The 13,520-nt window shown below is 34.9% G+C and carries 14 protein-coding genes; 9 read left to right on the top strand and 5 right to left on the bottom strand.

Annotation, left to right across the window (positions count from 1 at the left end; genetic code table 11):
* A complete protein-coding gene (locus J2T59_RS04680; RefSeq protein WP_259134471.1) occupies positions 1-201 on the top strand; it encodes a hypothetical protein in 201 nt (66 codons plus the stop codon).
* A 62-nt stretch (positions 202-263) separates the two neighbouring features.
* On the opposite strand, the gene J2T59_RS04675 is transcribed toward J2T59_RS04680, so the two are convergent.
* Positions 264-491 carry a hypothetical protein gene (locus J2T59_RS04675; protein WP_259134470.1) on the bottom strand — a complete coding sequence of 76 codons (228 nt, stop codon included), beginning with the start codon at positions 489-491 and terminating at the stop codon, positions 264-266.
* 101 nt (positions 492-592) lie between these two features.
* On the opposite strand from J2T59_RS04675, the gene J2T59_RS04670 reads away from it, so the two are divergent.
* On the top strand, positions 593-970 hold the full coding sequence (locus J2T59_RS04670; RefSeq protein WP_259134468.1) for a winged helix-turn-helix transcriptional regulator: 378 nt from the start codon (positions 593-595) through the stop codon (positions 968-970).
* A gap of 40 nt (positions 971-1,010) precedes the next feature.
* Here J2T59_RS04670 and J2T59_RS04665 read toward each other — a convergent pair whose 3' ends face one another.
* Genes J2T59_RS04665 through J2T59_RS04655 form a run of 3 tightly spaced genes read right to left on the bottom strand, consistent with a single transcriptional unit; the run spans position 1,011 to position 4,002 of the window.
* Positions 1,011-1,766: an ABC transporter ATP-binding protein gene (locus J2T59_RS04665; RefSeq protein ID WP_259134467.1), complete on the bottom strand. Its 756-nt coding sequence runs from the start codon at positions 1,764-1,766 to the stop codon at positions 1,011-1,013.
* 5 nt (positions 1,767-1,771) lie between these two features.
* The gene (locus J2T59_RS04660) at positions 1,772-2,881 is read right to left on the bottom strand and encodes a FecCD family ABC transporter permease (protein WP_259134465.1); all 1,110 of its coding nucleotides are present in this window, start codon (positions 2,879-2,881) and stop codon (positions 1,772-1,774) included.
* 2 nt (positions 2,882-2,883) lie between these two features.
* Positions 2,884-4,002: an iron ABC transporter substrate-binding protein gene (locus J2T59_RS04655; RefSeq protein ID WP_259134463.1), complete on the bottom strand. Its 1,119-nt coding sequence runs from the start codon at positions 4,000-4,002 to the stop codon at positions 2,884-2,886.
* Positions 4,003-4,290: 288 nt separating this feature from the next.
* Between J2T59_RS04655 and J2T59_RS04650 the strand changes: the two genes are divergently transcribed.
* The 7 genes from J2T59_RS04650 (at position 4,291) to J2T59_RS04620 (ending at position 9,987) form a co-directional block, all read left to right on the top strand.
* Entirely contained in the window at positions 4,291-4,602 is a 312-nt protein-coding gene (locus J2T59_RS04650; RefSeq protein WP_259134461.1) for a hypothetical protein, read from the top strand.
* A gap of 146 nt (positions 4,603-4,748) precedes the next feature.
* Positions 4,749-5,018: a hypothetical protein gene (locus J2T59_RS04645; protein ID WP_259134459.1), complete on the top strand. Its 270-nt coding sequence runs from the start codon at positions 4,749-4,751 to the stop codon at positions 5,016-5,018.
* A complete protein-coding gene (locus J2T59_RS04640) occupies positions 5,008-6,222 on the top strand; it encodes a hypothetical protein (protein WP_259134456.1) in 1,215 nt (404 codons plus the stop codon). The genes J2T59_RS04645 and J2T59_RS04640 overlap by 11 nt, the downstream gene beginning before the upstream one ends.
* A gap of 348 nt (positions 6,223-6,570) precedes the next feature.
* A complete protein-coding gene (locus tag J2T59_RS04635; RefSeq protein WP_259134454.1) occupies positions 6,571-7,446 on the top strand; it encodes a radical SAM protein in 876 nt (291 codons plus the stop codon).
* 3 nt (positions 7,447-7,449) lie between these two features.
* Positions 7,450-8,427 (top strand): ABC transporter substrate-binding protein, encoded by a 978-nt coding sequence (locus tag J2T59_RS04630; RefSeq protein ID WP_259134451.1) that lies wholly within the window; start codon positions 7,450-7,452, stop codon positions 8,425-8,427.
* Positions 8,428-8,429: 2 nt separating this feature from the next.
* Positions 8,430-9,230, top strand: a complete 801-nt coding sequence (locus tag J2T59_RS04625; RefSeq protein ID WP_259134449.1) for an ABC transporter permease — start codon at positions 8,430-8,432, stop codon at positions 9,228-9,230.
* On the top strand, positions 9,217-9,987 hold the full coding sequence (locus tag J2T59_RS04620; RefSeq protein ID WP_259134446.1) for an ABC transporter ATP-binding protein: 771 nt from the start codon (positions 9,217-9,219) through the stop codon (positions 9,985-9,987). The genes J2T59_RS04625 and J2T59_RS04620 overlap by 14 nt, the downstream gene beginning before the upstream one ends.
* 9 nt (positions 9,988-9,996) lie before the next feature.
* Here J2T59_RS04620 and J2T59_RS04615 read toward each other — a convergent pair whose 3' ends face one another.
* Positions 9,997-13,329 (bottom strand): PAS domain S-box protein, encoded by a 3,333-nt coding sequence (locus tag J2T59_RS04615; protein ID WP_259134444.1) that lies wholly within the window; start codon positions 13,327-13,329, stop codon positions 9,997-9,999.
* Positions 13,330-13,520 lie beyond the last annotated feature (191 nt).

Genomic DNA, 13,520 nt, shown 5'->3' with positions numbered 1-13,520 from the left:
ATGCGACCAAAATTATATGCAACCGTTGAAAAACAAACTTTGGTTGTACTCCATAATATCATGGAAGAAAATAAGTGTAATCGCAGTGAAGCCATTGATTTCCTAGCAAATTATTACGAGAAACGTAGACGTGTTGATCAACTCGACGAAGTTGCTGATCGTGTACTTGAAAGGCTTAAAAAACGAAAAAAAAGGTATTGAATGAAAAAGTGAACTTGACATATCAAGATATCAAGTGCAATTACAATTATTCATTCATTCATTCATTCATTGCAAGAGCATTGTATTTTCAATTTTTCCAAATGCTCATTTACTGCATGGATCTCTTTTTCGAGCTGCATTTTATAGTCTTCTAAATATTCCTTTTTTTCTTTATCAGAAAAATATTGCCTAAAAGAATGATTGCAGCCACATCCACATCCACAATTACAGATCGAACCTTGGTTCATGTGGTTAACATTTGAATGATGGTCATCTTGTCCACAACACATATATTTCACCTCACTTTAATTTTTATATTAACTAGTGATTAGAAAGTATTTAACTTATCAAGTTTATAATTAGGAATAAGATTCTAAGAAGGAAAGCCACTATGAAAAAAGAAAGTAATGGACACTGCACTAAGACCCAATGCATGAATAAAGGTGGAACTGATATTTGCCTATGTCCTCTTGACGGCGTTATTCATATAATTGGTAAAAAATGGGCTCTTTTGATAATATCCATTGTTGGGAATAGAAAAAAATTAAGGTTCAATGAAATTAAGGAACTGTTAGGTGACATAAGTCCAAAGACATTGACAGATAGATTAAAAGAACTGGAAACTCTAGGTTTGATCCAAAGAGAAGCATTTTCAGAAATTCCACCAAGGGTTGAATATTCATTGACTAAAGATGGTATTGAGGTAAGGGATGCAATGATACCTTTGATGGAGTGGATATGTAAAAAAGAAGATCAAAATAATCTATAGGTACCTTTTTTTATTTACTGGGCCACTATAAATGTCGCTTCTAATCTAGAGGTACAACAAAATGTTGTCCATTTACCTTCTCGATCATTACAGGAACTCCATATACCGCTTCAATATTCTCAGGTGTAATTATTTCATCACCGCCATAAGCAAACACGCAACCATCCTTTAGCAATAGATACCTATTAGCAAATTTTAATGCTAGGTTCAAGTCATGCATTGTAAGGATAGAAGAGATCTGTTGTGTGTTCACAATGTTCTTAATTGTACGTAATATGAAAAGTTGATGTTTTAGATCTAAACTACTGGTAGGCTCATCGAAAAGAAGGATATTTGGATCTTGTACAAGTGCACGTGCAATTGAAACTCTTTGTAACTCTCCTCCACTGATCTCATCAATAAATCTCATAGATAGATCAGAAAGATCTAATCTTTTGATAATATCATTCACTCGTTCAAAATCGTCGTTTGTTGCATTGAACTTAATATAAGGTTTTCTACCTAACAAAATAGTATCATATGCAGTAATTCTTCCAGTTTCACAACGTTGAGGTACATAACCCATTCGCTTTGCAACTTCATTTCGATTCAATGAAATAATATCTTCATCTCCAACCATAATAACTCCTTTTTTTGGTTGAAGTATGCGATTGATACATCGAAGTAATGTTGTTTTCCCAACACCGTTTGGACCAAGTATAGTTAAAATTTCACCTGGTTTTAATCCAAACTCAATATCTCTTAATACTGATCTTGTCTTGAAATCGAACTTTAGTTCTTGTATTAGTAAACTCATGATACTCAATACCTCTTGATCAATAGATAAATGAATAAAGGTGCACCCATAAAAGCCGTTAATATTGCAACCGGTAGAACATGTGGTTCTAACATAAACCTAGCAGCCGTATCTGCTCCTAATAATAAAAGACCACCAACCAAACATGATGCTGGAATCAAATACCTCTGCTCATCACCTACAAACCTTCGTGCTATATGTGGACATACCAAACCTACAAAACCAATTATTCCGATCAATGCAACAACAAAAGAGGTTACAACGGATGCTACCATCATACCAGTTAATCTAACCCTATCAACATTTACTCCAAGCCCTTTTGCAATTTCATCCCCAGCATCAATTGCATTATAGTTCCATCTGTTTAAAATAAAGTAAATTGTAGCAATAGTAACAACACTTGCCATTATTATAAGGTCATTCCAACTAGCTCTGCCCACATCTCCAAATGTCCAAAAAACAACTGCAGCTAATTGTACATCATCAGCAAAATATTGTAAGAACATAGTTCCTGCAGTGAACAGGGAGCCTAATGCAACACCTACAAGGATCATTACCTCAGGTGTAGCACTCTTGTATTTAGCTATCAAAAGAAGTATAAATGTAGCGATCATGGCACCAATGAAAGCTGCAAATGTAGTGACATAGATTTGATTTACTACAACTGCATCAGTTCCACTACTATGCATCGAACCAGTTCCGATCACAATCACTGAAAATGCAGCCCCAAATGCAGCTGCATTCGAAATACCTAATGTATATGGTGATCCTAAAGGATTTCTTAATATCGATTGGAGTGCTACACCTGCAACTGAGAGTCCAACCCCAGCAACTATTGCTGTTAATGCACGTGGAATTCTAATATTCCACAATATATTATACGCATTTACAGTACTGTTACCAAATAAGATATGAACTGCATCAATTAATGATACGGTTGATGGTCCCCTTGATATTGAGTAGAGGAACAATAGTATAAGTAATATAGTGCATACGGTGAGGAAAAGTAATTTCCCCACAATATATTTCCTATATGGTTCATTTAAACCATCATTTTCATCATGATGACTTTTTTTATCCAAACCCATTCTAGATTTTAAGAACCCAAGTACCATACTTATCTAACCGAAACCTTTTGGAATCCACCTTGGTAGAACTCTTCACTTATTTGGTTATATACGGGACTACCAACTAAAAACTCATAAATTTCATCAGCTTTCTTATCAGGATCAATATCATCAAATTCATCTGGATACAGGATCGTACCTATGTAATATGAATTTGCTAACAATGTACCAAAGTTAGTATTATAAGAATTGTATGGAAGTACCTGGTATACTTCTCCCTCTTCTACTGCTGACAGAGACCTATAAGATGGATCACTTTCCAATTCATGTATGGCAGAAGGTGTTGTTTCATGTGTTGATGCATCAACAAAAATAATTTCAGGATCCCAGTCAACAATAGCTTCTTTTGAAACATGTGCCTGTTCAGTACCCATGTCTCTAGCCACATTATTAGCATTCAAGAACTCGAATGGTGGATATTCAGGTTGAGTTGACTGAAAGCCATGAGGTCCACGATGTGCTACACCTCCAATAAACACAGATTCTTTATCGGATTTTGAGATATCTGCTGTCCTTTCGTTCAAATCATCTATCTTGTTATCAAAGAAAGAAATAACTTCTTCTGGACGTTCCTGATTACCAATTACTTCACCCATAAGTCGAAGTGAATTGTCCAAGCTTTCTCTGTATGTCCAAAAGTTCCCATATTCTAACGCAACTACGGGGATACCAGTCCTTGACTGCAATTGATTGGCATCTGAAGAAGATGGTGGATCGACCCAAAAAATGATGTCTGGTTCAACCATCATTATTCTTTCAGGATCAGTATTACCTCTAAATTCCCCAATACTTGGAAGATTAGATAAGTGTGGGTTTGCTTGAAGGTATGGTTTTTTCATTTGATCATCTCTATGCTCATTACTTTCCACACCTACAACCATATCAGTTCCTTCCAGATATGTTAAATATCGAAGTGCACCAGAGCCTTGACAAACAACTCTTTCTACATTATTTGGCACTTGTACTTCCCGATTATAACTATCTATTATTACACGAGTTTCACCATTTAGTGAATTATCTTCAAATCCACCAATACAACCAGATAAAAATAATACAGAAACGATGGCAAGCAAATAAATTATAGATCTAAAAAAATTTACCCTAATCACAGTTCAGCCTCCAATTTAATAATTTTACTTATTTTCAGTATATGATGTAAATGTTAATACTATTACATAGATTTGTAATACTAAATAAGCTATATATTAAACTATTTGTTACTAAACTTTGGATGATCAATATCCCTAGTTTTAAAAATCTTAGAGGATACTACTTTTTTTGTTCTATAAGAAAAAAAGCGTTTATAACATCAAATGGTTTGAGTAAGTCACTACCGGTTGATTATTACATCTGATTATATATGTATGATAATATAAAATTGTTATAGGTGAGAGTTCATGCAAGATATTGATGATGAATCAAAAGAGAAAATCAAAAATGCAAAAAATGTGGATGAATTAAACCGGATATATGAACATATTCGAGCTCAGGAAGAAATAGAGACTGAACAGAATGAAACTAAGCCATTTGAAGGTATCATTAGACAAATAGAAGATAATATTGAATGGCCAGTCTTAGATACCTATACGTTACCAGAAAAAAGTTTGTCCTGGTTAACATTAAAAGGCCCCGTATTTAGCATAGATGATCAAGTGATCACATATTCAGATTATTTTGATGCGTTTGTGAATTTGAATGATTATCTTTAATGTGAATTCAGTAATATTTCAATTATCCACGATTCAAGATATCCTTTTTAGTTTTATCTTTGTTCAGTAAATTGGAATAATGATGGTTTTTAGTAATGGTTTTGTTGTATTAATCTTAAATACTGGTTGTATACGCAGTTGCATGTATGCAACAGATTAGAAATTATGAGTCATTAAAAGAATTGTTAGATAAACCCTCCATAATAAATTCTATTTTCAGTGGTTTAGTACATTCATTTACTCGTAAATCACCAATTAATTTCAGTGATATCAAGAGTCTTGATATTTCTCCCGAATTAAGGTCAGACCTGAAAACGAAATATAACTATTACCTTGCAGCGTTCTGGATATCTAGATTTATGGAAATTCTCATTTTCTTGATCCTTGCACAAATGGGTGTACAATATGTCAGGTAAACGTCCAGTAACATTAACAGCTTCTTCCGGGATCAAGCACAAAGATGTATCAAGTAATTTCAGAACATATTGTTCTTTCGATACTCATAACCGTTTCAAATATTATCAACAATTGACAACAGCTACACCCCACGTATCAACTTCACTTAACAAATTAGGTTTATCTTTGGTAAAAGGTATGCAGTTTGAAAGTAAAGCTCAAAAGTATGTCAGGGACTTTGAGCAGTGGAGTAGAAAAACCAATTTCATGGAACAAGTTCAGACATTATCTCGGTTATTATGTCGAGACGGTACTTATATCGCAGTACCTTCAGGAAACGTTGATGATCTTTCACTAAAACCACTATACATGCCTGCAGTCACTATATTACCTGAAGGTTTTGACCCGGATACCAAGGATCACGTTCTATTGACATCACCGGCAGATATTGTCAAAGTGAATGAAGGAATCAATGAAAGTGGTGTTGAGGAACAGAGTATTGATATTAGTGATGTGATCTATGGGACCTATAATTCATGGGACGGTGTTCAAGCTGATATTAAGGGGCGTAATACGTGGGGATTGTATGGAAGATCACTTTTAGACCCGATCGAACTTAGTATACGTAACCTTCTAGATATTAATCAGGGGTATGTCTCTTTTGTCAAGAAATATGGGAATGGAAGGTACCTGATCAATTTCCAATTACTTGAAAAACTGGTTGAACAAAACCTGGTGACAATGAGTGACGCTCAGGAAGCAATTGATTCATGGTTAGATGATCACCAATATCTATCAGAGAACGAGGATATTGCTGCAGTTGGACTTGATATAATACCAATCGATGCAAAAGGGTCACTTGATGTAATGGAATTTAAGAGATCTTTGGAAGCTGAAGTACAGTTAGGACTGTTCCAGACACCTTTGTCCATGGGTGATACCAAAGGATCTACGCATGCTGCGGGATACGTTTCTGAGTCTGACAGGATGGTTGTGCTGGAAGGTCTGCAACATAGTATCCAGAACATTGTGCAACAGTTCATTAACATGAGATTAGAAATGAAGAACTGGCCACAAGATTCATTATGGATGGAATTTGAGGAGCTTAGCAGGCCACGGATGTCTGGGAAGGATGTACTGGAATGGTATAACGCTGATATTTTAACTAGGGATAAAGTATTGCAATGGGCTGGATTTCCACCAGATTCTGTTCCTGACAGCTAAACTTACTTAGATTTGAGGGAGGATGAATAATTCCATTTTAACCCAAAACAAGTTGAAATGGTAATTAGAACCTTAATGATCATTAAACCGATTCTAACATAGCTATTAATTATTTTCATTAAAAAGATATATATGCATTTTATACAAATATTTGGTAGCATTACGGCATTGATACCAGTTTATATCTAATAATAAGTAATTGAGTTCCTCATTACATATACAAAAGAAGGTGAGATCATTTCAACCTTAGATCTGATACAAAGTTCAAAAGAAAAAGCATTAGATGGAATTAAACTTACTCGTGAAGAGATAATAGCCCTTCTTGAGATCGATCCTGACTCAGCAGAAATGGATGTACTTGGCAAAGCTGCAAGAGAAGTTGCTGCATCCGTAACAAATAACACGAGTTATGTATGGGCATCAGTTGGTGTTGATTATAAGAAATGTCCAATGAATTGTAATTTCTGTGCCTTTGGAACAAAATGGGGGATCATTAATGAAGAAAATGAACGAAGTTTTGAACAGGTACTTGATGTTACACGTAACTTTGTATCGCAAGGAGCAAAGTGGATCGTGTTAAGGACCACTCAATTCTATGAATTTAACAAATTAACTGAGCTTATTAAGCTAATAAGAACAGAAATTCCAGGAAATTATGAAATTGTAGTCAATACAGGAGAGTTTGATGAACTAAACGCTACGATCTTTGAAGATTCAGGAGTTCAGAGGGTTTATCATACACTGAGATTAAGAGAAGGTATTGATACTAAGTTCAATCCTAAAGATAGGATCGATACACTTGAAACTGTAAAGGAATCACAGCTTGAGCTTGCATATTTGATAGAGCCTATTGGTATTGAACATGATAATGAAGAGATCGCTGATATTTTTTTGACTGGTTTAGAGCATGGTGCAACGTTAACTGGCGCCATGGCTAGAGTACCATTACCTAAAACACCATTAAGCGACTTCCCACAGATATCCAATCGAAGACATGCACAGATAGCAGCTGTTACAAGACTTGCTGCAAATAGACATGCACCGAATATATGTGTACATCCCCCAAACCAAACAGCTCTTAACTGGGGTGCAAATGTATTAGTTGTGGAAACGGGTGCAATCCCCCGAGATGTTACTAAATGTGAAAGTGAATGGAATGGATTCGATATTAAAACTGCTACAAAAATGTTCAATAATGCAAATTACGAGTTAGGGGCTAAATAAAATATGAAACCTCTAATTTCTATAGTATGTATCCTATTAGTATTAGGTTTAAGTGTCACATTATCAGGATGCATCAACACTGATGATGAATTCGATGCAACTGTGGGAACATGGAGAACAGCTCAGACAATACAGCCATACATGTACCATGAACATATTGACCAGAATTATAGTGTGAATGTACTTCCATTTACAAATCCAGGTGATCAAAAATCTGCTCTGTTAGCTGGTGGTCTGGACCTGACAGGTACAACAATAGCACTTGCAATCACTAGTGCAGCAAAGGGAGAACCTATAGTCATAGTAAGCAGTCTCTGCAATAAGTGTTCGGCTATTGTTGTCAGAGACGATTCGGATATTGAAACTCCAGCTGACCTTAAAGGAAAAACCATTGCATATGTTCCAGGAACAATGCATCATGTCCTACTTCTTGAAACACTTAAACAGGAAGGACTGGATCCAGATGAGGATGTTGTATTAAAACGGATTGATTTCTTTGATATGGGTCAGGCATTATCAAGGGGTACAATAGATGCATTTTGTAGTGGAGAGCCTTATCCATCTCTAGCAGTATCACAAGGGTATGGCAGAATACTTACATATCCATATTACGGAGATAATATAGGAACTATCAATGCAGGAATGATCACTACAAAAGATAAGATCGAGAATGATAGAGAGAAAATTCAAGCTTTAGTAACAGCTCATGCAGAAACCACACAGCATTTAAACCAAAATAGCGATGAATGGCTTACATTTGCAGAAACTTTTGGTACTTCCAGAGATGTGCTAGAAATAGCAGAACCTAACATGGAACTTGTATGGGATATTGATGATGATTATATAGAGAATACAAGAAATCTTGCAATTGAAATGTACGAACTTGGAATGATAAATGAAATCCCTGACATTGATGCAATGTTCGATCTAAGTTTTGTAGAAGAGGCTAGAAAGAGTACAAATAATACTGATATTACTTAAAAATGTTAAACCTAAAAAAGATAAATCTATTAAGTTTTTTAATACCAGTACTAGTTCTTACTACATGGTATATTGTAACAAGGGAAGGTATGGTACCACCATACTTACTTCCTTCTCCTTCCAGTTTGATCTTAGTTTCAATTGATTTTGCAATAGGTACTCTGAACATAACACCTTATTCTGGAACTTTATTGACACATGCATCTGCGAGTATAACAAGAGTATTATCTGGATTTGCACTAGCTACATTTTTGGGATTGACCCTAGGATTCTTAACTGGAAGAAGCATGGTAGCTAAACATACATTTGATCCCACAGTACATCTTATAAGAATTATTCCAGGGATCGGGTGGTTACCTATTGCTATAGTCTGGTTCGGTGTTGGTGAAACAACAACTTTGTTTTTAATCTCATTAGCTGCATTCTTCCCAATATATGTCAATGCAGCACAAGGTGCTTCTTCAGTCTCCCCACTTCTTATAAGAGCAGGAAAAATGCTTGGTGCAAATAAAGTATCGTTATATACCACAGTAATTATACCGGCAGCTATGCCTTCAACGATTGCAGGGTTAAGATTGGGGTTAGGTGTATCGTGGGGATTTTTAGTGCTTGGAGAACTTACAGGTGTGGCAAACGGACTTGGTGCATTAATGATGGATGCAAGAATGTTAGGTCATGTAGATATTATTCTCGTTTCAATGATCTGTATAGGTATCTTGGGACGTGTCAGTGATATATTACTAATATCCTTTTTCAAGAGGTCTGGATTGATGATTGAAGGAGGTAATAATGAAGGGAACTGATATTGTTATCAAAGGACTTAGTAAAAGCTACAATTCTGTTAATGGAGAAGATAGTCTAAAGGTTCTCGATGAGGTTTATCTTCACATAAAACAAGGTGAGTTCGTTAGTATAGTTGGTCCTAGTGGTTGTGGTAAATCTACTCTACTCAATATCCTTGCAGGATTTGAGTCTGGTGATGATGGTGTTGCCACTTGCTGTAGAGAAAAGATTGAAGGTGTTTCAACCCAGCGAGCTGTTGTATTTCAGTCACCTGTACTATTCCCATGGTTGAGTGTCAGAAAAAATGTACTGTTTGGTTTAAAACAAAAAAAAATGGATGATGGGGTAAGACAAAAACTTGTAGATAAGTACTTGGATGCTGTTGGTATCAGTGACTTTGAACATTATTATCCTGGTCAATTATCTGGTGGAATGCAGCAAAGAGTTGCACTTGCACGTGTTCTTGTACTTGACCCTAATATACTGTTAATGGACGAACCCTTTGCATCACTGGATGCACAATCAAGACTTAGTATGCAAGAATTACTATTAGACCTTTGGAACAAGCAGAAGCCTACAGTTATATTTGTAACACATGATGTTGAGGAAGCACTGTTTCTTTCCGATAAAGTATTTATTATGACTGAAAGACCTGGTAGGATCAAAGAAGAAATTGATGTTACTTTTAAAAGACCACGCAACATCTCTGTAATTGGTACACCAGAATTTTCTGAATTAAAAAAACATGTATTATCAACTCTGATGAGTATATATTAATAAATTCAGTCAATTTGAAATAGAAATAATATAACATGTGCCATTAGAGTTATTGACCTCAACTTTCCCGCCAAGCTGTTGAACTAACAGATCGATTATTTTCAGGCCCAAAGAATTTAGGTCATTGATATTAATATCATCTGGTAATCCAATACCATCGTCCTGGATAACAAGGTTATAACCTTCATCAATTTCCTTAAATGATATAGAAATATTTCCTTTATCCCTACCATCAAATGCATGTTTAAATGAATTGGTCACGATCTCATTTACAAGAAGACCAAGAGGAATGGTTGTATCCATATTAAGATACAGTTCATCTACATCAATATCTATCTCAACTGGAATATTCACTGACATGTTCATTTGTTTTATATGATTCACTAAACTAGTTATATAATCAGATATTTCAACATTTGCAACATTATCACCCGCATAAAGTTTTTCATGTGCGAGTGACATTGACCTGATCCTACTTTGACTCTCTCTAAACGCGCCTTTGATCTTTTCATCAGTGAACAAGTTTGATTGCATGTTAAGTAAACTGATAATTACCTGTAAATTGTTCTTGACACGATGATGTATCTCTTGAATAAGAACTTGATTGCGTTCTAATTTTTCTACTTTAATCCTATCAGTGATATCACGTAAAAATTCAACTACATTAACAACATTTCCATCATTGTCTATGATTGGATACGAAAATACTTCCAGTTTCCTATCAGTCCCACTATCTTTATCTATATGCGGTACTACCTGAGTACAGGTTTCATGAGTTTCAAACGTTTTCAAAACTGGGCAAGAATCGCAAACATCATTACGGTTACGATATACTTGATAACATTTTTTTCCCTCTAAAGGTACTTTGTTGGGATGCAAGTCCTCCATATATCTATTAACTTTCTTGATAGTCATATCAGGATCCATAATGCTTATACCATCTTGAATACTCTCAAACATAGCTTCCAGTAATTTTTTACTCTCAATTATCTCAAGTTCATGTTTTTTCCTATCAGTTATATCTGACAGTAAAAGAGCTACACCGATTATATCATTATCAGAATCATAAAGTGGATTATAACTATTTTCATACCACCGACGGTCAAATTCAGTATCACCGTATTGTTCAACTACTTTGAAGTATTCACCTTCCATAGCACGGTCAAAGTTGGACTTCGCTTTTTCATGGTCTTCGGAGTCGTGGATATAATCTAGCATGGATTTACCTAACTCAATATCAACACCCCAAATCAATCTCATAGTATTTTTGTGATTTTCATTAAATGCAATATACCTATACTCTTTATCTATTGCAAAGACCACTGTATCATCAAAGCTTTCAAGAATACCGGATAATAGATCTAATGATTCATTGACCTGCCTTTCACTTTCTTTCAATTTATTTTCAGCGATCTTACGGTCAGTTACATCCTGTTGTACCCCTATATGCCCTATTATCCTGTTTTTGTGATCATAAAGGCAAGTATAATCACCTTCGACCCACATTTGAGTACCATCCATACGGGTTTCATAGCTCTCGGTGAAAATACTACCATTATCGAGCAGTTCACGAACTATATCCTTGCAATTTCCTATATCATTTTCAAACAACTGCGCCAAGGTAATACCTATAAACTCATCTTCAGTTGCATGATATTGGTCCAACATTGCCTGATTTACCTGAACCATTTTCCCACTATATATAGCAGTCTCCAATATCTTGTCCTTATCAGAATCTTCACTCCATTCAAATGGCTCCTCATATAACAAGATGAAAAAGCCTGTAATTGCTCTCGAGAAGAACTTTTCTAAAAGTTCCTGTTTCTCTTTTAATTCAAGGTCTTTTTGAACAGATCTAGTAATATCTGTTATGACACCATCTATCATATTCCCAGTATCAGCATAGACTTTCTGTGCATACTCTCTTATCCACTTAATTTCTCCATCTTTTGTGATTATACGGTAGTTCAACTCATAAGGTAGTTCTTGTTGAAACCCAATTTTCACATCATCAATTACTTGCTGTCTGTCTTCAGGATGAATTATACTGGAATAGCTTCGAACACTATTATCTATAAAATCAGATGGATCGTAACCTGTGATCTGTTTTATTTTATCCGTGAGATACAGCATTGTCCAATTATTGTCATACTTACATCTGAAAATGACTCCGGGTACATTATCAACCAGTGACCTGAACCTAAACTCACTTTCTTTCAATTTATTTTCTGCAATTACACGGTCTGTTATATCGTGTGCAACACCAATTATTGAGCTTATTTCACCCTTTTCGGTAAATACGGGATTCTCATTCGTGTTGAGCCATCTTATATCACCATCTTTGGTTACAGTTCTGAACTCATAACTCATCTCAGTGCCTGTTTTCAAAATGCTCATTAATTTTTTGGTAACACGTTCTAAATCAGCTGGATAAATAAAATCATGTGATAATTGGCCCACAACTTCACTTGGATCATAGCCAACCAGCCACTTAAATGAAGGGGAAAGATATGTAAATACACCATCAGGTGTCATTGAATAAATGATAGAATTAGCATTATTCAAGATCAATCTATACTTTTTTTCACGTTCCTTCAACTGCAGTTCAGCTTGTTTTTTTAGTGTAATATCTGAAATGGAAACGATATATTTACTTTTCCTTTCATTTTCAATATAATATATCTCCGCACTAAACCATTTATCATCTGCTGAGCTAAAAGATGGATATTCGATTATTGCTTTCTCTCTTGTAAGATACGTTTTTTCAAATAAATGTACCATTTTTTGAGCTAATTCTACAGGAAATACATAAAATAAATTAGTAGATACAATATTTTCTTGTAAACCAAAGAAGGGTTTTTTAGTATCTGGTATAACTTTTTTAATCATATATTCATTATCAAGTTCCAGTATTATTTTATCTACTGCAGTAAGTATATCTTCTTTTTCTTCAATTTCTTCTAATTCTCTGCTCAGTTCAGTGAACAAAGTGACAAAATATTCTTGCTCAGGTGAAAATGCAGTAACTCTGTACCATTTCCCTAAAGGTTCACAGAACTGATCAAATGTTTCTTCCACCCCATCTAATGCAACTCTGCCATAGAATTCAACCCAATCAAAAGCACCATCTCTGATACCAGGTAATACGTCAGTTACATTTTTATCTATGATATCCTCTGAACCTAAACCTGTCATTTCCTCGAATTTAGAATTGATGTCAATGAACTTATAATCACAAGGTTTTCCTGAGTTGTTAAGAATGATCTTATGATATGCATATGCCTCCCGGACCTTTTCACTGATATTTGGTGAACTGGCATTATTTGAGTTTTTAGAGGACATTGAATACTCCAATTTAAGTGATAATAATTAGATGATATCTTCAATAATAAAATGAAATTAAATGCTTTTATAGATACTATCAGGTAATAATTTATTTAAGATGTATAAATAGTCTTATATTTGTTACTGGGTTGAAATGGAAATTTTCAAGCATGTTTAAGTGAACTGTATCATAGAAATGGTCTCTTAAA

Source organism: Methanosalsum natronophilum (genome assembly GCF_024808815.1).
GTDB lineage: Archaea > Halobacteriota > Methanosarcinia > Methanosarcinales > Methanosarcinaceae > Methanosalsum > Methanosalsum natronophilum.
Note: the sequence above shows the minus strand (reverse complement) of the source record. Positions and strands in the feature narration are given on the sequence as shown.

Coding starts and splice junctions, on each gene's coding strand:
- J2T59_RS04675 (WP_259134470.1), bottom strand. CDS start 491: ATGTGTTGTGGACAAGATGACCATCATTCAAATGTTAACCACATGAAC.
- J2T59_RS04635 (WP_259134454.1), top strand. CDS start 6,571: ATGGATGTACTTGGCAAAGCTGCAAGAGAAGTTGCTGCATCCGTAACA.
- J2T59_RS04650 (WP_259134461.1), top strand. CDS start 4,291: ATGCAAGATATTGATGATGAATCAAAAGAGAAAATCAAAAATGCAAAA.
- J2T59_RS04625 (WP_259134449.1), top strand. CDS start 8,430: ATGTTAAACCTAAAAAAGATAAATCTATTAAGTTTTTTAATACCAGTA.
- J2T59_RS04680 (WP_259134471.1), top strand. CDS start 1: ATGCGACCAAAATTATATGCAACCGTTGAAAAACAAACTTTGGTTGTA.
- J2T59_RS04645 (WP_259134459.1), top strand. CDS start 4,749: ATGCAACAGATTAGAAATTATGAGTCATTAAAAGAATTGTTAGATAAA.
- J2T59_RS04640 (WP_259134456.1), top strand. CDS start 5,008: ATGTCAGGTAAACGTCCAGTAACATTAACAGCTTCTTCCGGGATCAAG.
- J2T59_RS04620 (WP_259134446.1), top strand. CDS start 9,217: ATGAAGGGAACTGATATTGTTATCAAAGGACTTAGTAAAAGCTACAAT.
- J2T59_RS04670 (WP_259134468.1), top strand. CDS start 593: ATGAAAAAAGAAAGTAATGGACACTGCACTAAGACCCAATGCATGAAT.
- J2T59_RS04615 (WP_259134444.1), bottom strand. CDS start 13,329: ATGTCCTCTAAAAACTCAAATAATGCCAGTTCACCAAATATCAGTGAA.
- J2T59_RS04630 (WP_259134451.1), top strand. CDS start 7,450: ATGAAACCTCTAATTTCTATAGTATGTATCCTATTAGTATTAGGTTTA.
- J2T59_RS04660 (WP_259134465.1), bottom strand. CDS start 2,881: ATGGTACTTGGGTTCTTAAAATCTAGAATGGGTTTGGATAAAAAAAGT.
- J2T59_RS04665 (WP_259134467.1), bottom strand. CDS start 1,766: ATGAGTTTACTAATACAAGAACTAAAGTTCGATTTCAAGACAAGATCA.